This window comes from Halobellus inordinatus (assembly GCF_024498335.1).
GTDB lineage: Archaea > Halobacteriota > Halobacteria > Halobacteriales > Haloferacaceae > Haloquadratum > Haloquadratum inordinatus.
Genome location: NZ_CP101825.1, coordinates 1,057,505 through 1,079,941 on the forward strand (window position 1 = coordinate 1,057,505; position 22,437 = coordinate 1,079,941).

The window sequence follows — 22,437 nt, forward strand, 5'->3', positions numbered from 1 at the left end:
GACGGGACATCGCCGTCGCGTCGTCTAAAATCTCTCGCTGCGCGGCGGCGACTACTCGCCGGCGTATCCTTCGCCTTCCTCCACCGGTCCCCAGAACGCCGCGTAGAGGACGACGAAGTACGCGAAGATCAGTGGGAGCAACAGCGCCGCCCCGATGCTCATCAGATTCAGCGGGAGCGTCGAGACGATCGCGTCGGCGACGGTCAGCCCCGCGACCGGGTCGATCACGGGATACAGGAGTGCCGCGACCAGCGCCACCAGTCCGTAGGTGAGCCCGGCCGTCGCTGCCAGCGCACCGACGTAGGACTCGCGGCGCATCGCGACGACGTAGCCCGCACCGAGGACGACGCTCGCCCCGACGAGACCGAGCGCGACCGGTGAGAGCAGATCGCCCCGGAGGTCCGGCCGCGTCGCGAACAGGTAGCCGACGGCGACGACGACGAGCGCGAGATACGCCACGAGCGCTTTCGGGCCGTACGCCGCCGTCTCCTGCTGGAGTCGTCCGCGGGTCTTCAATCCGAGAAACGCGGCCCCGCCGGCAGTCGAGAGCGCGACCAGCGCGACGCCGACGACCAGCGAGGGGAGCGAGACGAGCGCCGTCGATCCCAGCAGCCAGTTGCCAGCGAAGATCCCCAAAAGGAGGGGTGCCGCCACGCTGCCGACGACGAACGCCCGGCCCCACCAGCGCTGCCAGGTCTCGTCGTGCCGCTGTTCGTACATCTCCGGCGCGAGTCCGCGAACGATGAGCGCGCCCAGGATGGCGAACATCAGGAGGTAATGGCGACTGAACAGGTTGGCGTACACGGCCGGAAAGGCGGCGAAAAGCGCCCCGCCGAAGACGACGAGCCACACCTCGTTGCCGTCCCAGAAGGGGCCGATCGCCGCCAGCAACTGCTCGCGAGCGGACTCCTCACTTCGGGTGACGAAGATCGCGCCGACGCCGAAATCGAAGCCATCGAGGAACAGAAACGTCCCGAGGATGAAGAAGACCAGCCCGTACCACAGCTCTGTCAGCGGGAGCCCGAACAGCGGGCCGTCGGCGAGTCCCCCTGTCTGGAGCGCGAATCCGGGGTCGAGTGTCGCGGCTGCGGACGGACTCAACGCTGTCGAGATGGACGTAACCGCCGCTGTCGCCCCCGGCTCAGTCATCGTCGCCTCCGGCGGGCTTCGGTCCTGCCCCCGTCTCCTCGCGGACCACGTCGGTCTCGGGTGCGTCCGGCGTAATGCTCGGCGGCCCGGCCCGCACGATCCGGAAGACGACGTAGCTGTACAGCGCCAGCAGTCCGAGGTAGACGGCCGCGAAACTGACGAGCGTCAGCGTCGCCTCGAAGCCGGTCAGTCCGGGGGAGACGCCGTCGGCGGTCTTCATCACGCCTTGGATCACCCACGGCTGTCTGCCGACCTCGGTCACGATCCAGCCGACTTCGACGGCGAGGATACCCAGCAGTGACGACGCCATCAGCGACTTGTGCAACAGGTCGTCTTCGAGCAACTGGCCGCGCCACCAGCGGTAGCCCGCCCAGAAGGCCAAGAGGACGAACCAGAAGCCGAGTCCGACCATTATGCGGAACGACCAGAAGACGATCGCGACCGGGGGTGCTTCCGTCTCGAACTCGTTTAGGCCTATAATTTCGGCGCTCGGATCACCCCCGCTTGCGAGCCAGGACGCGCCGCCAGGGATCCCGATCCCGAATATCTCCTTTGCGCGTGGGTTCGTCAGGTCTTCGAGGTTCGTCGGCACCGCGATGATGTACTCGGGGACGTAGCTCTCGGTCTCCCAGACCGCTTCCATCGCAGCGAACTTCTGCGGTTGGGTTTCGGCGACGTGTCGTCCGTAGGCGTCGCCGTGGAGCACCTGAAACGGCGCGGTGATGATCAAGACGACCAGCGCGATCTTCAGCGTCTTCTCCCAGAACTGCGGGTGATCGACGGGGTACTCCCAGTGGTAGTGCCGGAACAGGTGGTAGGCGGCGACGCCGGCCATAAACAGCGCGACCGAGAGGACGGCCGCGTTCTGCATGTGGACGTACATCCACGGGAACCGTGGGTTGGCGTACGCCGCGATCGGGTCGACGAGCGAGACGATCATCTGGCCGTTCTCGGTCACCAACTCGTAGCCCTGGGGCGTCTGCATCCAGGAGTTGGCGATCAGGATCCAGACCGCCGATAGCCACGTGCCGAGCGCGACCGCGACGGCGGAGATCATGTACAGGACGTTGCCGACGCGCTCGCGACCGAAGACGAAGATGCCGAGGAACGTCGCCTCGAGCATAAACGCCATCATCCCTTCGACGGCGAGTGGACCGCCGAACAACTCGCCGGCGGCCGTCGAGAACGCGGCGAAGTTCGTCCCGAACTCGAACTCCAAGACGATCCCCGTCACCGTCCCGACGACGAAACTGATCGCGAAGATCTTCGTCCAGAAACGCCGCAGTTGCTCGTAAATCGGTTCTCCGGTCCGGATGTCTTTCCACGTGAAGTAGACGAGAAAGGGGGCGAGCCCCATACTCATCACGGGAAAGATGATGTGGACGATCGTCGTGAGCGCGAACTGAAGTCTACTCGCGAGGGCGGGTTCGATCATTGATGGTGAGGTGTCGCACGCACGCGGCATACGCGCGTGCACCGGGTGGCGTTCGGATTTCGTTCGTATTTCGGATTCGACTACCGGTGGACCGTCCGACCCACCGCCGACGTACTGACGGACGAGAGGCCACGGACCGCCGACGACTCTTGGGTACTGGTGGCTACTCGCTACGCGGGATTGTGTCGGCCGTTGGTTCTCACCGAATGAGAAGGTTTGCCTCGCTTATATTTACACGGGGCTGCTAGGCCAGCACGTCGACGTCGTAGCCTGCCGCACGGAGTGCTACGAGCAGTTCCTCGATGTGGTCGTGCCCGCGCGTTTCGATGTCGATCTCGACGTCGGCCTCGTTCATCGCGACGTCCCGGGACGTTCGGTCGTGCTGGATCGCGTAGATGTTCGCCCGCTGATCGGCGATTATCTCGACGAGGTCCTGCAGCGCGCCGGGACGGTCGCGCAGCACGGTCCGGATCTTCAGGTAGCGCCCCGTCTCGACGAGCCCGCGCACGAGGACAGTCGTCAACTGATTCGTGTCGATGTTGCCCCCGCAGAGCGCCGGGACGATCGTCTCGCCGTCCTTGTAGTCGAACGCCTCGAACAGCAGTGCCGCGAGCGGGACGGCCCCCGCCCCCTCGACGAGCGTCTTCTCGCGCTCCAGCAGGTACGTCAGTGCGACGGCGATCTCCTCGTCGGAGACGGTGACGACCTCGTCGACGCGCTGTTGGATGACCTCGAAGGGGCGCTCGCCGACCTTCCGGGTGGCGATCCCGTCGGCGATCGTGTTTACCGCGTCGAGTTCGCGGATCTCGCCGGCCTGGAGTGATTGCGGGAGCGACGCCGCGCCCTCGGCCTGGACACCGATCACTCGCGCATCCGGATTCCGGCCCTTCACCGCGGTCGCGATGCCGGAGATGAGCCCGCCGCCGCCGATTGGGACGACGACGGTGTCGACCTCGGGGCAGTCGTCGACGATCTCTAAGCCGATCGTCCCCTGTCCCGCCATCACCACCTCGTCGTTGAACGCGTGGACGTACGTTCGGCCCTCCTCGCGCTCGATCTCGTGGGCTTTCGCCTGCGCTTCGTCGTAGTCCGCCCCGTAGAGCACCGTCTGCCCGCCGTAGCGCTCGGTCGCTTCGACCTTCGAGATCGGCGCGTGCTCCGGCATCACGATCTTCGAGTCGACGCCCGAGCGACTGGCGGCGAGCGCGACCCCCTGGGCGTGGTTCCCCGCGCTCGCCGTGACGACGCCCGCCTCGCGCTCGGCCGCCGAGAGCGTCGCGATCCGGTTCGTCGCCCCACGGATCTTGAACGCGCCGGTGCGCTGGAACGTTTCGAGCTTCAGGTGTACGTCCGCACCGGTCATATCCGAGAACGTGTGCGAGTACTCCAGCGGCGTCCACCGGGCGATGTCTTCGATCCGGTCGCGCGCGGCCTCGACGTCAGCGAGAGAGAGCATATGGACGACCGTTCCCCGGCGGCGGGCCTAATACTGTCGACTGTACGGCTGTCTCTGTCGCCCGCACGCGTCCTGGCCGGGCCTCTACGATCGAGAGGGGCCCGCCTCACGGGTGAAACTGCCACCGACGGACGGCGCTGTCGCTCAGAGGCGTTGAAGGGGAAAGGGGGAATGCACGCGTGTGACGTGCACTTGTCTATGCACCCGCGAAGTACATAAATATCCCCCACGCACGGTGAAAGTGAAATCGGCCGACAGCGACGCCCTCCCGGCCGCTGTCTGACGGTTGTCTGTCGCACGTCTGCCGGAAATTGGCCGCAGTCGGGCGATTCACCGTTTTCGTTGCCCGCAGAGCGGGCCTGCAAAGCCTCTGTGCTGGAACAGCCACGGAACTTCTGGGACACGGACGCGTCGTCGAAGAAGTGTAACGGGAGGCGTCTACGTTACCGCTCGTCGAGCGCCGGGAAGTCGAGGTCTTTCGGCCCGACGTAGCGCGCCCGCGGACGGATCAGGCGGTTGTTGTCGTACTGTTCGAGGACGTGGGCGATCCAGCCGGCAACGCGCGACATCGCGAAGATGGGCGTGTAGATGTCGATCGGGATGCCCATCTGGTAGTACGTCGACGCCGAGTAGAAGTCGACGTTGGGCGCGAGGCCCTTCTCCTCGGTGATGTAGTCCTCGATGGCGACAGAGCAGTCGTACCACTTCGTGTCGCCCGCGGCTTCCGCGAGCGCCTTCGACTTCTCGCCGAGGATCTTCGCGCGCGGATCCTTGACGTCGTAGACGCGGTGGCCGAACCCGGGGATCCGCCGTCCTTCGTCGAGGGCGTTTTCGACCCACGTCGTCGGGTCGACGTCGCTCTCGTCGACCTCTTTGAGCATCCGCATCACGTTGGCGTTCGCACCGCCGTGAAGCGATCCGGCGAGGGTCCCGATGGCCGAGGTGACGGCGCTGTGGAGATCAGACAGCGTCGAGGCGGTCACGAGCGCCGAGAACGTCGAGGCGTTCAGGCCGTGGTCGGCGTGGAGGACGAGCGCCATATCGAACGTCTCTGCGAGCACCTCGTCGGGCTCTTCGCCGTTGAGCATATAGAGGAAGTTCGCGGCGTGGCTGAGGTCTTCGCGCGGCTCGAGCGCGTCGTCGCCGTTCCGGAACCGCTCGAAGGCGGCGAGTGCGGTCGGAATCTTGGCCGTGATGCGACACGCCATCCGGAGGTTCGCTTCGAGATCCGTCACGTCCTCGTGGTCGGCGTCCTCGTCGTACGCCGACAGCGACGAGACGATGGTACGGAGCGCCGCCATCGGCACCTCGTCGGCCTCCGCCAGTTTCCGGATCTCCGAGAGCACCTCGTCGTTCAGCGATCTTGTCCCGGCCATCCACGACTCGAAATCGGCGAGTTCCTCGGCGGTCGGAAGTTCGCCGTGCCACAACAGATAGACGACTTCTTCGTAGGACGCTTCACGGGCCAGGGACTCGATCGGGTACCCGCGGTAGACCAGTTTTCCGGCGTCACCGTCGATGTAACTAAGCTCTGATTCGGCGACGAGGACGCCTTCCAGCCCGCGCTTCAGGTCGTCTGACATACCTATGCGGTTCCCTTCCACGTGAAAAAAGCGTTATCGTTTCCGGGTGTCAGTGACATTCATCCCAGCCCTGGGTCGACCACCAAGTGTTTTTGCGACCCGCGGCGAACGGCGGGGTATGGATCCACAGGACGTCGAGTACGAGCCGGTCAGCGTCAAGGAGGTGCTCGCGGAGATGAAAGACACCGCAGAGCTCCTCATCGATCTCTCGTACTCCGCCGTCCTCAACGGGAGCGACGAGATCGCCCGTGAGGTCCTCGAACTCGAAGGCCGAATGGACATCCTCCAGCTTCAGGGTCGGATGAGCCTCCTGATGTCCGCCCGCAGCCCCGAGGACGCCGAACAGCTCGCGCCGGTCCTCGGAGTGATGGGGGCCGCAGAGAAGATCTCGAACGCTGCCGGCGACATCGCGAAAATCGTCATCGAAGACATCGGGATGCCGGACGCAATCCGCACGGCCCTCCCAGAGGCCGTCGAGGTGCTGGTCCGTGCGACTGTCGCGCCCGATTCGTCCTACGTCGGGCGGACGCTCCGCGACATCAATATGGAGACCGAGATGGGCGTCCGCGTCATCGCGATCCGTCGGGAGTCGGTGACGGGCAAGCGCCGCTGGCTGATGAACCCCGGCCCCGACAGCGAACTCCAGGCCGACGACTCGCTCCTGCTTCGCGGCCCGCTCGACGGCATCTCGGGGGTGTTCGAGGACGTGACCGGCGATGCCTACGAACCCCCGGAGGCAGTCGAACCGCCGATCGAGGACCTCGAACGCGCGGTCGACTCGATCATCCTGATGAAGGATATGAGCGAACTCGCAGTCGATCTGGCTTACGGCGCGGTGCTGTTCGACAGCGAGGGCGTCGCCGAGGAAGTCCACGAACTGGAGGCCGAGGTCGACGCGCTGAAGTCGCGCTTCGAGGCCTGGACGCTCCGCGCGGCGAGTCGCGTCGAAGACCCCGTCCGACTCCGCGGGCTCGTCCACTTGGCGTCGGCAACGGAGGTCATCTCCGATGCGGCCTTAGAGATCAGCGAGGGAGTCCTCCGCGGTATCGACGCTCATCCGGTCGTCGCTGCCGCCGTCGAGGAGTCAGACGAGGTGATCGTTCGCCTCACGGTCGCCACCGACGCGCCGCTCGCGGGCACCACTCTCGGCGAGGAAATGGTCAAGACGCAGACCGGGATGCGCGTCATCGCCGTCCGCCGCGCGAGCGGCGGCGAGTGGGTCGTCCAGCCCGGCCCGACGACCGAACTCCGCGGCGGAGACGTCATCATCGCGAAGGGGACGCGGGCGGGGGCCGAACGGCTCGGCGAACTCGTCGGCGACGAACAGGAGTTCGAGATCTAGCTCTCTTTTCGGCCGCAGTCTACAGCCGCCGCGTCAGCCGCACGGCCTCGACGACGGTCAGCGCCGACGCGACGAGCAGCGCGGTCGACGTCGCGAGGACGAACGCGAGCACCAGAAACCAGCCCTCGGGACCCAGGACGGGATACTCGCGCGTGCCTGCGAACGGCCCAAACAGTTCGAGTACGCGGGCGAGGTACGCGACGACCGCGAGCGCGACGCCGACGCCGGCGCCGACCGCAGCGTTCCGTGGGACGTGCAACGCTCGGACCAGCCCCGATTGCGGCGGCCGGTCTGGAACCTCATCGCTCACATCCTGTCCTTTCGGTGGCGTCGACAAAGCGTCGTCGGTCCCGTGGCATCTCCGGCGAATACTGCCACTCCCTTTCGGTACCGGAACAGCGAGAACGGCCAGTAGACGGCGACGAGCGGCGGAGACCGAACCCCTAAAGGCGGGTGCCTCCGAGTGTCAGATAATGACGACACTCGGAACGGCGAGTGCGGGTCCCGGCGAGATGGACACGGGCCGTCTCGAAGTCGGCGAAGCCCGCGACGGCTCCTCCGTCGGACTCCCCTGTGCGGTCATCAACGGCGCGTCCGACGGCAAGACTCTCTATATGCAGGCGGCCTCGGACGGCGACGAACTGAACGGCGTCGGCGTGATCAACCGGGTCGTCCCCCAACTCGACCCCGCGGAACTGTCCGGGACGATCCTCGTCGTCGGCATCGTCAACTACCACGCGTTCCAGGTCGCAGAGCACCGGAACCCGATCGACGACACGAAGATGAACCGGGCGTACCCCGGCGACGAGAACGGCACGTCTTCCGAGCGGATCGCAGCCGCGACGTTCGACGCCGCCACCCGCGCGGACCTGATTCTCGACCTGCATCAGGGCTCGACCTCGCGGATGATCGACGAGGTGCGTGTCCGCTGTGGCCGCCGGCACCGTCTTCACGACGAGTGTCTCCAACTCGCGAAGACCTTCGGCTGCGGGTACGTCCTCGATCAGAAAGGTCCGGAGGGGCAACTCGCCCGCGCCGGCCCCGACCAGGGGATCCCGACGATCGACCCCGAACTCGGCGGCTGCGTCGGCTGGGACGAGACCAGCATCGAGGCGGGCGTCGAGGGCGTCTTCAACGTCCTCCACGACTACGGCTTCCTCGATGGATCGGTGACTCCCGAGCCACAGACGCGTGCGAAGGGGTTCGACCAGTTCGGCTCGCCGACCGGCGGCCTCGTGCGCTTCCAGGTCGACCTCGGCGAGCGCGTCTCCGCGGGCGACCTCCTCTTCGAGGTGACGGACGTCTTCGGCGAACTGAAGGCTCGCGTGACCGCGAACAACGACGGGGTCTTCTGGCGCACCCGTCGGCTCCCGCAGGTCGCGACCGGCGAGTACGTCTGCTCTGTCGGCACCAACGTCGACGCGTACTGAACGTATGTCTTCCCCGCTCACGCTCCACTGCTCCGGGTGCGACCGGACCTACGACGCGTGGACCTGGCGGTGTGACTGCGGCGCGCCACTGGAGTTCGCGTCGACCCCGACGCCCGCGGATCGCGAGCCACCGACCTCGTGGGCGGACACTTGCGCCGGGCTGTGGTCGTTCGACGACTTCCTCCCGGTCGACCCGCACGTCTCGCTCGGCGAAGGCCTGACGCCGCTCGTCGACGCCCCCGACTGGGACGCCCAGTTCAAACTCGAATACGTCTTTCCGACCGGCTCGTTCAAGGATCGCGGCGCCACGGTGACGCTGTCGGTCGCCGCGGAACTCGGCGTCGAGCGCGTCGTCGAGGACTCCTCGGGGAACGCCGGTGCGGCGATCGCGACGTACGCCGCCCGCGCGGGCATCGACGCCGACATCTACGTCCCGTCGTCGGTGAAGCCCGCCAAGCGCCGTGCGATCGAACGCGCCGGCGCGACGCCCGTCCCGATCGACGGGAGTCGCGAGGACGTGACCGGCGCCTGCGTCGACGCCGTCGAGTCCGGCGACGCGTGGTACGCCTCACACGCGTGGAACCCGGCGTTCTTCGCGGGGACGGCCACGTTCGCCTACGAGGTGTGCGCCCAGCGCGAGTGGACCGCGCCGGACGCCGTCGTGACGCCGCTCGGCCACGGCACGCTCTTTTTGGGCGCGTACCGCGGCTTTCGTGCCCTCCGCGAGGCCGGCTGGATCGACGAGCTGCCGCGTCTCCTCGGCGCACAGGCGGCGGGCTATGCGCCCATCGCTGCCGAGCTCCACGGCGAGGACGCTGCCGCCGGCTCCAACGACGTCGCGGACGGGATTCAGATCCGCGACCCTGTCAGAAAGACGCAGATTCTCGATTGCATCGAGGCCACCGACGGCGACGCCATCGCGGTCCCGGCGGCGGCGGTCGAACGCGAGCGCGACGCCTTACACCGACACGGCTTCTACGTCGAGCCCACCTGCGCGGTCGCGCCCGCCGCACTCGCCGCCTACCGCGAGCGCGGCGTCGTCGCTCCCGACGACGACGTGGTCGTCCCGCTCACCGGAAGCGGGCTGAAAACGCAGTAGCGTTCGAAAAAGCGACCCGGACCGGCTCGACCGACGCCGACGCTATCGATGACGACGCAACTGCTCGTCCCAGTCGATCCAGTCCTGTTCCCAGCCGGTCTTCGCGAAGTAGCCGTCCGCGCTCGCCCGTTCGGCGTCCTCTCTCACCGTCCGATTCCGGGCCGGGGCGCTGCCCTGTTCCCCGTCGACGAGCAGCGGCTTGAACGCTACCGGCCCGTGGCGCTCGATCACGTCGCCCGAGGCGTCCACGGCGGCGAGCGTCTGCTCGGGACCGCCGAGCGGGAGGACGAGCCGTCCGTCGGGAGCGAGCTGGTCGACGAGTCGCTTCGGCGGGTCGATCGCGGCCGCCTCGACCAGAATCCGGTCGAAGGGAGCGTACTCGGGGAGGCCGTTGGCTCCGTCGCGGGCGTCGACGAGGACGCCGCCGTAGCCCGCCGAATCGAGGTTCGAGCGCGCGGCGTAGACGAGCCGTCGGTCGATGTCGACGGCGTGGACGCGCGTCTCGTCGAGGATCTCCGCGAGCAAGGCCGCGGTGTAGCCGACGCCCGCGCCGACGACGAGGACGTCGCCAGTTCGGTCGCGTCCGCCCTCGGTCTCCCGACGTGTCCCCGCTGTGGGCTCAGCCGCGGCTGCGCTCTCTGGAGCGTCGACGTCGAGCGCCGTCAGGAGCCGCGCGACGATCTCCGGTGAGAGTGTGCCGGCCGCGTCGCCGCTTCGATCGTCGTACGGTGCGTCGTCGACAAACTCCTGACGGGGCACCGTCCGCATCGCGAGGGAGACGGCCGCATCGACCGTCAGCCGCTCTTCGAGGCCGTCGACCATATCCCCGCGCAGTTCCCCGGGATCCATACGTCGCTCTCGGAGGTGCGCACTAATCAACTGCACGCTCCGCCCGCCGCGGCGCAGTCGCTCGACGAGGGATGGCGCGTGTGTCCGTCGCCCCCGGATACACGCTACCGCTGTTTCCAGCGGGCCGAATCGTTTCCTCTCACGGGCCGAGCAGCCGCTCGACGGCGCTCGTGAGGTCGACGACGGCGAGGCTCATCCCCGTGACGACCACGAGCGCGACAGCGGCTAGGTAACCGAGGAAGCCGACGGTCGCGAACGTCCACTCCGGGAAGAGCACTCCCCCGAAGACGATCGGCACGGCGGCTGTACCCGCGACTACGAGGAGGGCGTGGGCGGCAATTCGTGTCACTTCGGAATTGTGTTTTTTCCGATGATAACGTAAGCGTATCGGTGACTCAAATCTGCATCGTTCAAAACAGGAATACGGGCGGCCATCTGCCACCGTGAGTACCCGAAAACGTCGCTGTATCGCTACCAGGCCGACCAGGCGGACGTCGTCTTGTCGGTACCGTAGAGTCGCTTGACGTCTTTCGCGTAGACCATATCTCCCTCGTGGTCGAGTTTTCCGTGGCGGTACTCGGGGGCGTCCTGACGAACCTGAATCGCCTTCACGTCGAACTCCTCGTCGCCGAAGGATTCGGTCTCGCCGACGACGAACTCGTGGTCGCCCGGAAGCTGTAACTCGAAACTTCGGGTCGACTCGCGGTCGCCGGTCCCCTCTTTGGGGTTGACGGTCACTTTGACGGTGACGTTGTCGACCGCGCGGGTCCAGATGGTGTCGACGTCCTCGATCGTCGCCTCCTCGGTGCGCTGTTCGGGGCCGACCTCGATGCCGGTGATCCGAACGAGCATAATGGCCTCCTCGCTGTCGACGATGAACTCCTCGCCGACGGCGATGGTCTCTTCGGGCGGCGCGTCGACGCTCGTCGAGAACGACTCGCCGTCCTGGGAGACGACGACGTCGCGCTCGATTTCGGTCTCCGTCTCGATGCGGACCTTGTGGACGTGACCGCACTCCGTGCAGCGGACGGTGTGGTGACCGCTGCCTTCTTTCAGTACCTCGTGGACCGTCGGTTCAGCGGGCGAACAGGAGGGACATTCGACCGCGATGCGGTCCTGTGGCGTGCTCATACGGCTCCGTAACCCGTCTGGCCGTAAAAGTCCGCCCTTCCGCGGGGCAGCGTGCGAGTCGCTGGCTCACGAGGGTTTCGTGCTGCGTTGGTGCCCGCCTCGCCGTCTGTCGAGGCAGGCCCACCTGCCCTCCGTTCTCGCGGCTTACTGCTCGACGTTCGGGAGGTCGACGACGTCCCCGCTCGCGGCTCCGCCGCTCGCTCACCGAGGAAGCTCCACTTCCTCGCCGTCCGCCCACACGGTCGGCTCTCGCACGATCCCGTCGAGATGCAGCGGTGCGTTCGTGTCGCCGCCAATTCCGGCGTCGTCGCCGATCGCGATGTGGATCGTCCCGGCCGCCTTCTCGTCGAGGAGGACGGAGCCGACGAGGTCGGTCACCCCGACGTTGGTCCCGATGCCGAGTTCCGCGAGGTTGTACGCGTCGCGGCCGACCTCCTCGGCGGCTTCCTCGACCTGCGATCGGATCTCGTCGTCCGAAATCTCGGTGACGTAGCCGTCTTCGACCTCGAACCGGAGTTTCTGCCCGTCGTCGAGGAGGCCGTGCGGTCGCATTGTCCCGTCGACGACGTAGGTGCCGTCGGCGTTCGTCGGCGAGACGAACACTTCGCCAGCGGGGAGATTCGAGAAGCCGCCGGCGTCGTGGACGATACCCGTGTCGGTGTTCCACTCCCTGTCGCCAGTCTCGAAGGTGATGTCCGTGCCCGCCGGCGCGGTCACGCGAATCTCGTCTGCGTCTGCGACCTGCGCGAGCACGTCGCGGCAGTGCTGGGCGATGGTCTCGTAGTCGGCGTCGAGACCCGTGACGAACACGTCTTCGGTGATTCCGGGGAGGGTCGCGCCGCGTGCGCCAGCCTCGCAGGCGTCGCCGCGGGCGCGCGTGTGACTGACGCTCTTCGTCGTCGGCGCGAGGAAGACGTCGGCTGCGGCCATCGCGGCGGCCACCGTCGCGGGCGGTTCCTCGCCGTGCTGATCGCCCGGCGGATACTGGAGGATCGTCGTGTCCTCTGAGACCGCGCACGCGGCCTCATAGAGCGCTTCGCCGATCGGCCGGCGTTTGTCGTCGGTGACGACGACGCACGATTCGGACGCTTCGAGGGCCATACACTGCTCGACTGCCGTCCTCGCGGCAGTCGCGAGTCCGTCGTTCGACATACTATCCGGTGAGGCGTCCGCGGAGTTAGGCGTTCGCATCGGGGCGGTTTCTCGGAAATCCTCCTCGGAGACGAAGATGCGTGTGAACCCGTTTCAGGGCCTCGCTCGTTCGTTACTCGCCCTCGGGAAAATCGCCCGCGTTACTCGCCGCGGAGTTAATTTCTTTCCATTATGCTCCGAAATAACTATGCGTGTGCTCCCCGGATTCTCGAATGATGATACGAGTGGGTGTCAACGGTTACGGAACGATCGGTAAGCGCGTCGCCGACGCCGTCGCGGCCCAGCCAGATATGGAAGTCGCCGGCGTCGCCAAGACGCAGCCCAACTTCGAGGCCCACACCGCCGTCGAGCGCGGCTACCCGATGTACGCCGCCATCCCCGAGCGCGCCCCGCTCTTCGGGGACGCTGGCATCGAGACCGCGGGCATCGTCGACGAGTTGGTCGCCGACGCCGACGTGATGGTCGACGCCACGCCGTCGGGCATCGGCGCCGAGAACAAGTCGCTGTACGCTTCCTACGACACGCCGGCGATCTTCCAGGGCGGCGAGGACGCGGACGTCGCCGACGTGAGCTTCAACGCCCGGTCGAACTACGACGACGCCCGCGGCGCCGACTCCGTCCGCGTCGTCTCCTGTAACACGACCGGGATCTCGCGGCTCGTCGCACCGCTGGAGGAGGCCTACGGCGTCGAGAAGGTTCGCGCGACGCTCGTTCGCCGTGGCGGCGACCCAGGCCAGAACTCCCGCGGTCCGATCAACGACATTCTTCCGGACCCGATCGGCATCCCGTCGCACCACGGCCCCGACGTCAAGACGATCTTCCCCGATCTCGAAATCGACACGATGGGGCTGAAGGTCCCGGCGACGCTGATGCACGTTCACGCGCTCAACGTCACGCTCGAATCGGACGTCACGGCCGCACACGTCCGCCAACTGCTAGAGGGCGAATCCCGCGTCTACGTCATTCCGGAGGGCCTCGGTCTCGACGGGGCTGGAAAGCTCAAGGACTTCGCGCTCGACGCCGGCCGACCCCGCGGCGACCTCTGGGAGAACTGCCTGTGGGGTGAGTCGATCGCGACCGAGGGTCGTGACCTCTATCTCTTCCAGGCGATCCACCAGGAGTCCGACGTCGTCCCCGAGAACGTCGACGCGATCCGTGCCGTGACCGAGTCCGCGGACGCCGACGAGAGCATCGAGCGCACGAATCGGACGCTCGGCGTCGGTCTCTCGGGTGATCCCGCGGGTTTTAGCGAGTCCGGCCAGGTCGAAGCCGAGGCCGCCGACGACTGATCGACGACACGCCGCCGACCCGCTCGACGGGCCGCACCGACGACCGTTCCGCCGCCCACGTTTATCTGTTCTCACCGAGTGGTCGCGTCCGTGACCGACGACGCCCACACAACCGACTCAGCGGCCGCCGACGCCGGTTCAGACGCGCCGCCGGACGACGAGATGGACCGCCTCCTCGCAGAGTTCGACGCGCTCGAAGCGACCGTCGACTCTCCGGCGGAACGAGAACGCGTCCGAACTGCCCGCCGCGCCGCCGTGTCGGCCGCACGGAACGCTGGCGTCTTCGGCCGGGTCGTCCGCGGGTTCGACCGCGGCGACCTCGCGGAGGCGTTTCTGGGCTGTGTCCTGTTCGGTATCCCGATGTTCGTCGAGGGTGGCACGAACGAAGTGGGCCGATTCCTCGCCGCGCATCCGCCCTTGCTCGTTGGAACGCTCCTCGCCGGAGTCGGACTCGTCATCGGCATCCTCTACGTCGCCGACATTCAGGACGTCCGCGTGCAGGAACCGCTCTTCGGAGTCCTCCCCCGGCGACTCGTGGGCGTCCTCGGCGTCTCGTTTCTCACCGCGGCGGTCGTGATGACCGGGTGGGGACGCGTCGAGTGGGGAACGCCGCTCTTGGCGCTCGCGGACGTCGCCGTCGCGTTCGTACCGATGAGCATCGGCGCGGCGCTCGGCGACATCCTCCCGGCGACGTGACTGCGTCGGGACCGACGAAAATCGCTACTCCTCCGGTCGAATCTCGTGGAACGTCACCTCGCGCGTCTCGGTATCGAGCGTCGCGACGTGATAGACGTCGTCCGCGTCGGGGAACGGCAGTCCGCCCGGATTGACGTGAACCGTGCCATCGCGTTCCTCGTGCGTCCGTTCGTGGGTGTGCCCGCGGACGACGTAGTCGTAGTCGCCGCACGCGAGGAGCGCGTCCACGAGCCGTTCGCTCGTGCCGTGATAGACGGCGAGGTCGACGCCGTCGAACGTCAGCGCGGCGCTCTCGCCGTGGTACGTCCCGAACGCTTCGATCGTTTCCGCGAGCGCCCACTCGCCGTCGTTGTTGCCGCGGACGGCGTGGAAGGCGAAGTCGGCGTCGAAGACGGCGGCGGTGAACGGCGCGACGACGTCGCCGCAGTGGATCACGGCGTCGACGCCCTCGCTCTCGAACGTTTCGACGGCGGCGCGTGCCAGATCGAGGTTGTCGTGGGTATCAGAACAGAGTCCGACGCGCATCGGTATCCGATTCGACGCACGCCTGCTTCAGCGCTTCGACGGGGGCGTCGCTAGCGATTCGATCCTCGCTCGCGACGTTACTGCTCTTTCAGCGCCTCGACGCCCGCAAGCGGCTGGCCGGTCAGCGCGCGGATGTACGCGCCGCCGGCGATCGAGACGTGGTCGAAGTCGGCTTCGTCCATCCCGTACATCCCGATCGCGCGGGAGGTGTCGCCGCCGCCGACGACGGAGAAACAGTCGGTCTCGGCGATAGCTTCGAGTACGGTCACGGTGCCGACCGAGAAGCGCTCGTCCTCGAAGACGCCCAGTGCGCCCTTCACGAAGACGGCCTCGGAGTCGCGGACGACATCCGCATACCCCTCGGCGGTGTCGGTGCCGACGTCGAGGAACGAGACGTCTTTCTCCTCGATCTCGTCGACGTCGATCTCCGCGCGCTCGCCCTCGGCCTCGTAGGCCAGGTCGGTCGCCAGCGTGATCTGCTCGCCGCGCTCTGCGAGCATCTCCTCGACGAGTTCGTGGTTCTGCTCCCACTGGGTGTCGTAGAGGTCCTGTTCGGGGTCGAGATCGAAGCCGACCGGGTGGCCCGCGGCGCGGAGGAACAGCTCGCCCGCGATGCCGCCGAGCAGGAAGTCGTCGACCTTGTCGCCGAGATTGTTCATCACGTCGATGACGTCCGTCGCCTTCGTGCCGCCGACGGCCATCGTCACCTGCCCGTCGAACTCCTTTTCGGCGATGGCGGTGTTGGCCTCGTACTCGGTCTGCATCACGCGCCCGGCGTAGGCGGGCAGGACCTGCGGGAAGCCGACGAGCGAGGCGTGCGAGCGGTGCGCCGCCGAGTACGCGTCGTTCACGTACGCGTCGAAGTGCAGCGCGAGCGACTGGACGAACTCGGTCTCGGCTTTGACCTCGGGGTCCTCCTCAGGGAGTTCGTCGTCGCACATCCGCGTGTTCTCTAAGAGGAGAATCTCGCCGGGTTCGAGCGCCCCGATAGCGTCGATAGCATCGTCGCCGTAGGTGTCGGCGACGAAGCCGACGTCGCGGCCGACGTGCGAGGCGAGGATGTCGGCGTGGCCGGCCAGCGAAACGAAGTCGTCGCGGCCGGGTCGCCCCTGGTGCGCCAGCAGAACGACGCGGTGGCCCGCGTCCGCGAGCTCTCGCACCGTCTCGGCGTGGCGCTCGAAGCGGCGGTTGTCCTGCGGCTCGCCGTCTTCGATGGGAGAGTTCAGATCGAGGCGGACGAGCACGCGCTGGTCGGATTCGAGGTCGTCGAGCGTTTTGAACGTGGCTGTGGGGGTGGACATCGCTCTCTGTCCCGTGTGCTCGGAATGGTGTTACTTAGTCGTGTTCGGATGCGAGTCCGGTGTGTGGTCTGTTACCACGACAGTAGAAAAAACCGTCTGCCGATCAGCCGTGCGTGACGTAGTGGGCCACGTCGAGCATCCGGTTGGAGAAGCCGTACTCGTTGTCGTACCACGTCAGGATCTTGTAGAGGCCGCCGCCGTTGACCTGGTTCGTCGACTGGAGGTCGACCGTCGAGGAGAAGGGCAGGCCCTGGATGTCCGAGGAGACGACCTCGTCGTCGGTGTACCCAAGGACGCCCGCGAGCGGCCCGGAGTCGGCGGCGCCGCGGAAGGCGTCGTTGAGCTCCTCGACGGAGGGCGTCGCCTCGAGGGAGACGACCAGTTCGGTGATCGAGCCGTTCGGGACCGGCACGCGGATCGCCATCCCGTCGAGTTTGCCTTCGAGTTGGGGCAGAATCTCGGTCGTCGCCTGCGCCGCCCCGGTCGAGGTGGGGACGATGTTCTCGGCGGCGGCGCGGCCGCGGCGCGTCTTCGACATCGGGCCGTCGACGAGGTTCTGGCTGCCGGTGTAGGCGTGGACGGTCGTCAGGAGACCGCTCTCGATGCCGAACTCCTCGTCGAGCACTTTCGCGACGGGGCTGACGGAGTTCGTCGTACAGGAGGCGTTCGAGACGACGTCCTCGCCGTCGTACTCGTGGTGGTTGACACCGTACACGAGTTGCTTGACCGGCTTGTCGCCCTTCGGCGGCGCAGAGATGATGACTTTGTCCGCGCCGGCCTCCAGATGCGCGGCGGCGTCGTCCTTCGTGCGGAAGATGCCGGTACACTCCAGCGTGACGTCGACGTCGAGTTCACCCCACGGCAGTTCGGTCGGATTCTGGACGTTGTACAGCGGGACCGACGTGTCGCCGACGACGAGCGAGTCGCCGTCGAGCGCGACGTCGTCGAGGCGGCCCATCACCGTGTCGTACTTCGCGAGATACGCCATATCCTCGAAATCCATCACGTCGTTGATGCCGACGAGTTCGACTCGCGGGTCGTCTCGGACGGCCCGGAGTACGTTGCGACCGATCCGACCGAAGCCGTTCAGCGCGACTCGAACGGCGTCGCCGTCGTCCACGTCTGCGTTCATATCCGATTGTTCACTCATATCCGAGTTTACTATTCCATCCTACTTGAATCCCGGTGTCATCGAGTTTGCGGCTAAGACGGGCACCAGAACGGGTCTCGGCGTCTCGCACGACCGTCTCGTGACTCGGTATTACTGGAGAACCGCCAGTGGCTTCGGCGTCGGCAGTCGCTGAGGATCAAAAAGATCAGAAATTTAATACTCTATCTCCCCGGGCACAGGTACCGCCTCCGTCTTCCCGTGCCGCTCTCGATACGCTCGCCGCTCTCGACATTCTCTCATCTGTGTCTCACTTTTTGGCTGGACCGCTTCGGAAAACCGCCGCACGGCCCGCCTAGACTCTGTCGTCCGGCCGATCCCGCCGGGGGGAGAAGGCTTTTCATCGAAACCGACCTAGCAGGGGGTGATGAGAGACGACCGCGACGACCCGTTCGACGACTTCTTCGAGGGGATCGAACGGATGATGGACGAAATGACCGGCAACGATGCCACCGGGTTCGCTTCCGAGACCCACGTCGACATCTACGACGAGGGCGAGGAGCTTCGACTCGTCGCCGACCTCCCGGGCGTCACGAAGGACGCCATCGAACTGAAGTGCGACGGCGAAGTGCTCACGATCTCCGCTGCCGGCGACCGTCGCGAGTACGACGAACGCATCCGCCTGCCGACTCGCGTCGACGAACACAGCGCGAGCGCGTCGTTCAACAACGGTATCCTCCAGGTCACGCTGCAGAAGGTCGACGACTCGGCCTCGATCGACCTCGACTGAGGGCGCTTTCGCCACGCCGCTGTAACGCGGCTCGGCCGCACCCCCACTGGACTCTTTCGGAACCACTTACACGAGCGACGCGACCGCTCCCGCTCCTGCTCCTGATTCCGCAGGTACGTCCTCGACTCGGCCCGAGCCGATCACTCGCTCGCTGTCCGCCGAATCAGCGCTGCGAGTCGGTCCCAGAAGCCGTCCGCGTACTTTTCGTCGTCGATGGTCGGCCGCGCGTTCGTCTCCGAGACGACCGCCCGGCCGTCCGAGACCAGCACGTCGACGCCGAGGTAGTCGATGTCGAGTTCGGCGGCGGCGTCGGCGGCGAGCGTTCGGAGGTCGTCAGGAACGTCGGCCGCTGTCGCCGTCGCCCCGCGGTGGACGTTGTGCTTCCAGCGCCCCGCCTCGCGCGCGTCGTCCGAAAGTTGGCGTTCGACGCCCCCGACGACGGTCCCGTCGACGACCATTATGCGGTAATCGCGCGCGTTCGGCAGGTACTCCTGCAGGAGATAGGACTGATCGCCCGTCGCGCGGTAGTCGTGGACGAGGTTCAGGTAGTCGACGATGCCCAAAAGGGAGTCGAGATCGGTGGCTTTCGCGACGCCGACGCCCCGGGTCGCGGAGTTCGGCTTGACGACGATGGGAAAGTCGAGGTCGGCGACGGCCGCGGCGACGTCCTCGTCGCTGACGGGGTTCGAGACCAGGCGCGTCTCCGGGACGGGCACGCCAGCACGGGAGAGCGCGGCGATCACGCCCGCTTTGTTCCGCGAGGTGACGACCGCGTCCCGGTCGTTCACCCACGGAATCGCGTGGCGCCCGTCCACGACGCCGCCCTCCATCAAGCGACTGGGATACACGAACCCGACGTCGAAGTGACGGGTCGGTGGCGTCGTGAGATCGACGACCCGCTCTTTCGCCTGCAGGTGCTCGACGGCGATGTCGCGGGCGGCGAGCGGGTCGCGCATCCGCTCGAACGTCTCCGAGGACGTCGTCACGGCGAGTCGAAGCATCGACTACTGCGTGGAAGCGACAGCGCAAAAAGCGGCCGGTTCGCGGTGCGAAGTCGTCGCGGCGTGGCGTTCGGGTACCGGCGTGCCCGGCGGCTCTAGGAGACCAGGAGCTTCTCGCCCTTCTCGACTTCGACGCGGCACGGCGGCGACATCTTGTTGTACGCGCGGCGGAGCGCGTCCTTCGCAACCTCGGCGTCCTCGGGGTTGCAGTAGATGGTGAAGACGCGCTCGTTGCGCTGGATGCGCGCGGCGGTGCCGACGGGCTTGCCGAAGGCCTGACGCATTCCGTCGGAGACACGGTCCGCACCCGCCCCGGTCGCCTGCTTGTTCTCACGCAGGACCTGGTGGGGGAACTTCCGGAGGACCATCTTGTAGTTCTCCTGTCCGACCTCTTTGAGCATCACGCGGTTCGCCGACAGGCGCGCGGATTCGAGCGAGCCGTGGCGAATCTGACACTCCTCTTCGATGCGGAGGCTGATCTGGATCGGGTAGTCCTCGGGACCGGTCTGGAGGTTACCCATATTGTGCTGTGCGATCTTCGAGCCGGGAATGCCCGTGATGTACTCTCGCCGCGTGTAGGACGGCTTCGACAGTTCCCGGTACATGGAGGCGGGTTTGTCGGACATAGTTACTTGTGCGGAACGACGCCCAGACGACCTAAAAGCGCTTCGAACTGTTCGCCGCCGAGCCCGCAGTCACTGGGTCTGCACGCGGGGACTCCTTGGCCCCTACGCGCCGTCGACGGTGCCGCTCTCGCTGTCGTCGCTCTCGCTGTCGTCGCTCTCGCTGTCGTCGCTCTCGCTGTCGTCGCTCTCGCTGTCGTCGCCGTCTCCCCCGACCGGGTCCAGCGCGACGAACTCCAGGCCCCGCTCTTCGAGGAGTGCGGCCGCCCGGTCGGTCACGGAGGGGGCAACCAGGATGCCGCGCACGTCTTCGCCGGGGAACTCCTCGTCGAGTGCGTCTACGTATCGCTGCAGTTGGCTCGCTGCTGAGGGACCGACGCGCCGCCGTTTCAACTCCACGACGACCGGCCGGTCGTCGGCGTCGGCACCGAAGACGTCCACCGGCCCCGCTGTCGTCTCGCGCTCGGTGGCGACCGGAACGAATCCCGGTTCGATCAACGCGGGATCGTCGAGAATCCGCTGTCGGAGGTCCTCTTCGCTCCCGGTCAACGTCAGATCGCTCCGATCGGTCACTTCGTACGCCGAGACCTGTTCGATCCGCTCGAAATCGACGTCGAGGCGCTCTTCGGGAGCGGAGCGTTCGCTCCGGATTCTGAGCCGGCCCTCACGGACGCTCACCCGATGAGTACAGCCCGGCGGTTGCCAGTTCACCGGCTTGCGCTTCTCGTCGGTGTGCACGAGGATCGTGCCGTCGGGCTTGCAGATAATGAGTCGATCGCCGGGGCCGAGGCTGGACGACGCTCGCCCGTCGTACTCGACGGTACATCGGCCGAACACGGTCACCAGCCGCCCGTCGCCGAACGCCGTCTCTAGGAGTCCGAGCGCGTCGCGGTGCGTCGGGCGGTGCAGCGTCGTGACCGACATCTCCATCCCGTTTCGGCTCTGTGAATAAAAACCGCGCGTCCCCGCTGTCACCGACCCCGGCGCGCGCCATCTCGCGCGGTCCTGATACTGTCGGACAGAACGATGTGAAAATTACCGGCACCCTGTGGGTGCCAAAATGATTCACGAGCTTCTGTCCGATAGTATGACCGTCCGGACGGTCGCACGCGTCGTGACGCCCGTTACTGCGCCGACGACGTTCACGACGGCGTCAGCCGTACTCCCCGCCCGCGCAGCCACCGGGATCTGCAGGACCTCAACACCAAAGCCGACAGCCGCTGCGACGCCGACCGCGACGAGTGCGGTGCGGACAGCGTTCGAGTCGGCCGAGCCGGAGTCGAACCACACCCCCACGAGCCACGCGAGGACACCGTAGGCGACGAGGTGTGCGACGGTGTAGACGTCCATCCCGACTGCCCCCGCGGTCCCGGTGCTCTGCGCTGGGGCCCCGCCGGCGGCCGGGCCGAGTATCGCTGCCGGGTCGACGACCGACGCGAGCACGACGATGAGTGTCCACGCGGCAGCGACGCTCCCCGCTCTGCGTCGGGATCGAGAGGGGTGCTCGCGTCCGCGGTCGTCGGCGTCGGTCATCGATCCGGGGTGCGTCCGCGAGCAGCCATCAGCGGAGCTCGCTCAGCATCCCATCGAGCATCGCCTTCCCGGATCTGAGCAGCGACGACTTGGTGAGCTCTTCGACCTCCGAGCGGGTGAGTTTGAAGTCGAAGAGTTCGAGGTTCTCGCGGAGGTGGGCTTCGCCGGAGGCTTTCGGAATCACGACGACGTCGCGGTGCTGGATGGCCCACCGGAGAACGATCTGGGCGGGCGTCTTGTCGTACGCTTCGGCGAGCCGCTGGACGTCATCGTCTTCGAGTGCAGTGCCGCGGGCGAGCGGGCTGTAGCCGGTGAGGAACATCTCTTCTCGCTGGCAGTAGCCGAGCATTCGCCGCTGGGGCTTGTAGGGGTGAAACTGGACCTGATTCGTTACGATCGGCGTCTCCGCAGCCTCGCGTGCGCGCTCCAAGAAGACCTTCGGGAAGTTACTGACGCCGATGTTGTAGACGAGCCCTTGCTCGACGAGCCGATCCATCGCACGCATCGTCTCACCCACCGAGACGAGCGGATTCGGCCAGTGCAACAACAGCAGATCGACGTAGGGCGTGTCCAGTCGTTCCAGGCTCTCTTTCGTCGATCGGATTACGTCGTCGTAGCCGGCGTTTCGCGGCGAGACCTTCGTGGTCAGAAACAGGTCCTCGCGATCGACGTCGGCGTCGGCGATCGCGCGGCCCACCTCCGTCTCGTTGTCGTACAACTGCGCGGTGTCGATGTGCCGGTAGCCCACGTCGAGCGCGGTCGACACCGTCTCGTAGCACTCCTCGCCCGTGAGCTGCCACGTCCCGAGTCCCACCTTCGGGACGCGCGCGCCGTACGCCTCGACGTACTCCATCTCGACCATACGCCTGCTTTGACCGCCGTCGCCGAGAACGTGTCGGCTATTGTGGGGGTCGGAACCGATCGGCTCCCGATCTCATCGTGGGC

General features: G+C 66.7%; 23 protein-coding genes. 6 read left to right on the forward strand and 17 right to left on the reverse strand.

The window, feature by feature from the left end:
• Positions 1 to 51 precede the first annotated feature (51 nt).
• The 4 genes from NO362_RS05385 to citZ form a co-directional block, all read right to left on the reverse strand.
• Positions 52 to 1,149: a cytochrome d ubiquinol oxidase subunit II gene (locus tag NO362_RS05385; RefSeq protein ID WP_256546399.1), complete on the reverse strand. Its 1,098-nt coding sequence runs from the start codon at positions 1,147 to 1,149 to the stop codon at positions 52 to 54.
• Positions 1,142 to 2,584, reverse strand: a complete 1,443-nt coding sequence (locus tag NO362_RS05390; RefSeq protein ID WP_256546400.1) for a cytochrome ubiquinol oxidase subunit I — start codon at positions 2,582 to 2,584, stop codon at positions 1,142 to 1,144. The genes NO362_RS05385 and NO362_RS05390 overlap by 8 nt, the downstream gene beginning before the upstream one ends.
• A 244-nt stretch (positions 2,585 to 2,828) precedes the next feature.
• Positions 2,829 to 4,040, reverse strand: a complete 1,212-nt coding sequence (ilvA, locus tag NO362_RS05395) for a threonine ammonia-lyase (protein WP_256546401.1) — start codon at positions 4,038 to 4,040, stop codon at positions 2,829 to 2,831.
• A 443-nt stretch (positions 4,041 to 4,483) separates the two neighbouring features.
• Positions 4,484 to 5,623 (reverse strand): citrate synthase, encoded by a 1,140-nt coding sequence (gene citZ, locus NO362_RS05400; RefSeq protein WP_256546402.1) that lies wholly within the window; start codon positions 5,621 to 5,623, stop codon positions 4,484 to 4,486.
• A gap of 118 nt (positions 5,624 to 5,741) precedes the next feature.
• Between citZ and NO362_RS05405 the strand changes: the two genes are divergently transcribed.
• Entirely contained in the window at positions 5,742 to 6,965 is a 1,224-nt protein-coding gene (locus tag NO362_RS05405) for a potassium channel family protein (protein ID WP_256287798.1), read from the forward strand.
• A gap of 19 nt (positions 6,966 to 6,984) precedes the next feature.
• Here NO362_RS05405 and NO362_RS05410 read toward each other — a convergent pair whose 3' ends face one another.
• On the reverse strand, positions 6,985 to 7,275 hold the full coding sequence (locus tag NO362_RS05410) for a DUF7536 family protein (RefSeq protein ID WP_256546403.1): 291 nt from the start codon (positions 7,273 to 7,275) through the stop codon (positions 6,985 to 6,987).
• A gap of 163 nt (positions 7,276 to 7,438) precedes the next feature.
• On the opposite strand from NO362_RS05410, the gene NO362_RS05415 reads away from it, so the two are divergent.
• Positions 7,439 to 8,395: a succinylglutamate desuccinylase/aspartoacylase family protein gene (locus tag NO362_RS05415; RefSeq protein WP_256287800.1), complete on the forward strand. Its 957-nt coding sequence runs from the start codon at positions 7,439 to 7,441 to the stop codon at positions 8,393 to 8,395.
• A gap of 4 nt (positions 8,396 to 8,399) precedes the next feature.
• Complete coding sequence (locus NO362_RS05420) at positions 8,400 to 9,494, forward strand: pyridoxal-phosphate dependent enzyme (RefSeq protein ID WP_256546404.1); 1,095 nt, start codon at positions 8,400 to 8,402, stop codon at positions 9,492 to 9,494.
• A gap of 42 nt (positions 9,495 to 9,536) precedes the next feature.
• Here the strand turns inward: NO362_RS05420 and NO362_RS05425 are convergent, their stop codons facing one another.
• The 4 genes from NO362_RS05425 to NO362_RS05440 all read right to left on the reverse strand — a co-directional run bounded on the left by NO362_RS05425 (position 9,537) and on the right by NO362_RS05440 (position 12,626).
• Positions 9,537 to 10,343 (reverse strand): protein-L-isoaspartate O-methyltransferase family protein, encoded by an 807-nt coding sequence (locus NO362_RS05425; protein WP_256546405.1) that lies wholly within the window; start codon positions 10,341 to 10,343, stop codon positions 9,537 to 9,539.
• Positions 10,344 to 10,482: 139 nt separating this feature from the next.
• Positions 10,483 to 10,692 (reverse strand): hypothetical protein, encoded by a 210-nt coding sequence (locus tag NO362_RS05430; RefSeq protein ID WP_256287803.1) that lies wholly within the window; start codon positions 10,690 to 10,692, stop codon positions 10,483 to 10,485.
• A 122-nt stretch (positions 10,693 to 10,814) separates the two neighbouring features.
• On the reverse strand, positions 10,815 to 11,474 hold the full coding sequence (locus NO362_RS05435; protein ID WP_256287804.1) for an HVO_0476 family zinc finger protein: 660 nt from the start codon (positions 11,472 to 11,474) through the stop codon (positions 10,815 to 10,817).
• 201 nt (positions 11,475 to 11,675) lie between these two features.
• Positions 11,676 to 12,626 (reverse strand): aminopeptidase, encoded by a 951-nt coding sequence (locus tag NO362_RS05440; protein WP_256546406.1) that lies wholly within the window; start codon positions 12,624 to 12,626, stop codon positions 11,676 to 11,678.
• 215 nt (positions 12,627 to 12,841) lie between these two features.
• Here NO362_RS05440 and NO362_RS05445 point away from each other — a divergent pair, with 215 nt between their 5' ends.
• Entirely contained in the window at positions 12,842 to 13,915 is a 1,074-nt protein-coding gene (locus tag NO362_RS05445; RefSeq protein ID WP_121569196.1) for a type II glyceraldehyde-3-phosphate dehydrogenase, read from the forward strand.
• Between the two features lie 162 nt (positions 13,916 to 14,077).
• The gene (locus NO362_RS05450) at positions 14,078 to 14,611 is read left to right on the forward strand and encodes a DUF2391 family protein (protein WP_439331168.1); all 534 of its coding nucleotides are present in this window, start codon (positions 14,078 to 14,080) and stop codon (positions 14,609 to 14,611) included.
• Positions 14,612 to 14,635: 24 nt separating this feature from the next.
• On the opposite strand, the gene NO362_RS05455 is transcribed toward NO362_RS05450, so the two are convergent.
• The 3 genes from NO362_RS05455 to gap all read right to left on the reverse strand — a co-directional run bounded on the left by NO362_RS05455 (position 14,636) and on the right by gap (position 17,587).
• Positions 14,636 to 15,136: a metallophosphoesterase gene (locus NO362_RS05455; RefSeq protein WP_256546408.1), complete on the reverse strand. Its 501-nt coding sequence runs from the start codon at positions 15,134 to 15,136 to the stop codon at positions 14,636 to 14,638.
• 77 nt (positions 15,137 to 15,213) lie between these two features.
• Positions 15,214 to 16,437 carry a phosphoglycerate kinase gene (locus NO362_RS05460; RefSeq protein WP_256546409.1) on the reverse strand — a complete coding sequence of 408 codons (1,224 nt, stop codon included), beginning with the start codon at positions 16,435 to 16,437 and terminating at the stop codon, positions 15,214 to 15,216.
• Between the two features lie 103 nt (positions 16,438 to 16,540).
• Complete coding sequence (gap, locus tag NO362_RS05465) at positions 16,541 to 17,587, reverse strand: type I glyceraldehyde-3-phosphate dehydrogenase (RefSeq protein WP_256546410.1); 1,047 nt, start codon at positions 17,585 to 17,587, stop codon at positions 16,541 to 16,543.
• Positions 17,588 to 17,969: 382 nt separating this feature from the next.
• Between gap and NO362_RS05470 the strand changes: the two genes are divergently transcribed.
• Entirely contained in the window at positions 17,970 to 18,335 is a 366-nt protein-coding gene (locus tag NO362_RS05470) for an Hsp20/alpha crystallin family protein (RefSeq protein ID WP_121568935.1), read from the forward strand.
• A gap of 140 nt (positions 18,336 to 18,475) precedes the next feature.
• On the opposite strand, the gene NO362_RS05475 is transcribed toward NO362_RS05470, so the two are convergent.
• The 5 genes from NO362_RS05475 to NO362_RS05495 form a co-directional block, all read right to left on the reverse strand.
• Positions 18,476 to 19,336: an ATP-grasp domain-containing protein gene (locus NO362_RS05475; protein ID WP_256546411.1), complete on the reverse strand. Its 861-nt coding sequence runs from the start codon at positions 19,334 to 19,336 to the stop codon at positions 18,476 to 18,478.
• 95 nt (positions 19,337 to 19,431) lie between these two features.
• On the reverse strand, positions 19,432 to 19,962 hold the full coding sequence (locus tag NO362_RS05480; RefSeq protein ID WP_256546412.1) for a 50S ribosomal protein L16: 531 nt from the start codon (positions 19,960 to 19,962) through the stop codon (positions 19,432 to 19,434).
• A gap of 102 nt (positions 19,963 to 20,064) precedes the next feature.
• Positions 20,065 to 20,883 (reverse strand): endonuclease NucS, encoded by an 819-nt coding sequence (gene nucS / locus NO362_RS05485; protein WP_256546413.1) that lies wholly within the window; start codon positions 20,881 to 20,883, stop codon positions 20,065 to 20,067.
• A gap of 141 nt (positions 20,884 to 21,024) precedes the next feature.
• Positions 21,025 to 21,492 (reverse strand): VanZ family protein, encoded by a 468-nt coding sequence (locus tag NO362_RS05490; protein ID WP_256546414.1) that lies wholly within the window; start codon positions 21,490 to 21,492, stop codon positions 21,025 to 21,027.
• 28 nt (positions 21,493 to 21,520) lie between these two features.
• Positions 21,521 to 22,345 (reverse strand): aldo/keto reductase, encoded by an 825-nt coding sequence (locus NO362_RS05495; protein ID WP_369335099.1) that lies wholly within the window; start codon positions 22,343 to 22,345, stop codon positions 21,521 to 21,523.
• Between the last annotated feature and the right edge of the window lie 92 nt (positions 22,346 to 22,437).

What these genes read in the sequence shown, in the direction of transcription:
- NO362_RS05490 (WP_256546414.1), bottom strand. Translation starts at nt 21,492, where the DNA reads ATGACCGACGCCGACGACCGCGGACGCGAGCACCCCTCTCGATCCCGA.
- NO362_RS05460 (WP_256546409.1), bottom strand. Translation starts at nt 16,437, where the DNA reads ATGTCCACCCCCACAGCCACGTTCAAAACGCTCGACGACCTCGAATCC.
- NO362_RS05385 (WP_256546399.1), bottom strand. Translation starts at nt 1,149, where the DNA reads ATGACTGAGCCGGGGGCGACAGCGGCGGTTACGTCCATCTCGACAGCG.
- NO362_RS05445 (WP_121569196.1), top strand. Translation starts at nt 12,842, where the DNA reads ATGATACGAGTGGGTGTCAACGGTTACGGAACGATCGGTAAGCGCGTC.
- NO362_RS05390 (WP_256546400.1), bottom strand. Translation starts at nt 2,584, where the DNA reads ATGATCGAACCCGCCCTCGCGAGTAGACTTCAGTTCGCGCTCACGACG.
- NO362_RS05405 (WP_256287798.1), top strand. Translation starts at nt 5,742, where the DNA reads ATGGATCCACAGGACGTCGAGTACGAGCCGGTCAGCGTCAAGGAGGTG.
- NO362_RS05495 (WP_369335099.1), bottom strand. Translation starts at nt 22,345, where the DNA reads ATGGAGTACGTCGAGGCGTACGGCGCGCGCGTCCCGAAGGTGGGACTC.
- NO362_RS05435 (WP_256287804.1), bottom strand. Translation starts at nt 11,474, where the DNA reads ATGAGCACGCCACAGGACCGCATCGCGGTCGAATGTCCCTCCTGTTCG.
- citZ (WP_256546402.1), bottom strand. Translation starts at nt 5,623, where the DNA reads ATGTCAGACGACCTGAAGCGCGGGCTGGAAGGCGTCCTCGTCGCCGAA.
- NO362_RS05425 (WP_256546405.1), bottom strand. Translation starts at nt 10,343, where the DNA reads ATGGATCCCGGGGAACTGCGCGGGGATATGGTCGACGGCCTCGAAGAG.
- NO362_RS05420 (WP_256546404.1), top strand. Translation starts at nt 8,400, where the DNA reads ATGTCTTCCCCGCTCACGCTCCACTGCTCCGGGTGCGACCGGACCTAC.
- NO362_RS05455 (WP_256546408.1), bottom strand. Translation starts at nt 15,136, where the DNA reads ATGCGCGTCGGACTCTGTTCTGATACCCACGACAACCTCGATCTGGCA.
- nucS (WP_256546413.1), bottom strand. Translation starts at nt 20,883, where the DNA reads ATGTCGGTCACGACGCTGCACCGCCCGACGCACCGCGACGCGCTCGGA.
- ilvA (WP_256546401.1), bottom strand. Translation starts at nt 4,040, where the DNA reads ATGCTCTCTCTCGCTGACGTCGAGGCCGCGCGCGACCGGATCGAAGAC.
- NO362_RS05450 (WP_439331168.1), top strand. Translation starts at nt 14,078, where the DNA reads ATGGACCGCCTCCTCGCAGAGTTCGACGCGCTCGAAGCGACCGTCGAC.
- gap (WP_256546410.1), bottom strand. Translation starts at nt 17,587, where the DNA reads ATGAGTGAACAATCGGATATGAACGCAGACGTGGACGACGGCGACGCC.
- NO362_RS05440 (WP_256546406.1), bottom strand. Translation starts at nt 12,626, where the DNA reads ATGTCGAACGACGGACTCGCGACTGCCGCGAGGACGGCAGTCGAGCAG.
- NO362_RS05480 (WP_256546412.1), bottom strand. Translation starts at nt 19,962, where the DNA reads ATGTCCGACAAACCCGCCTCCATGTACCGGGAACTGTCGAAGCCGTCC.
- NO362_RS05475 (WP_256546411.1), bottom strand. Translation starts at nt 19,336, where the DNA reads ATGCTTCGACTCGCCGTGACGACGTCCTCGGAGACGTTCGAGCGGATG.
- NO362_RS05415 (WP_256287800.1), top strand. Translation starts at nt 7,439, where the DNA reads ATGACGACACTCGGAACGGCGAGTGCGGGTCCCGGCGAGATGGACACG.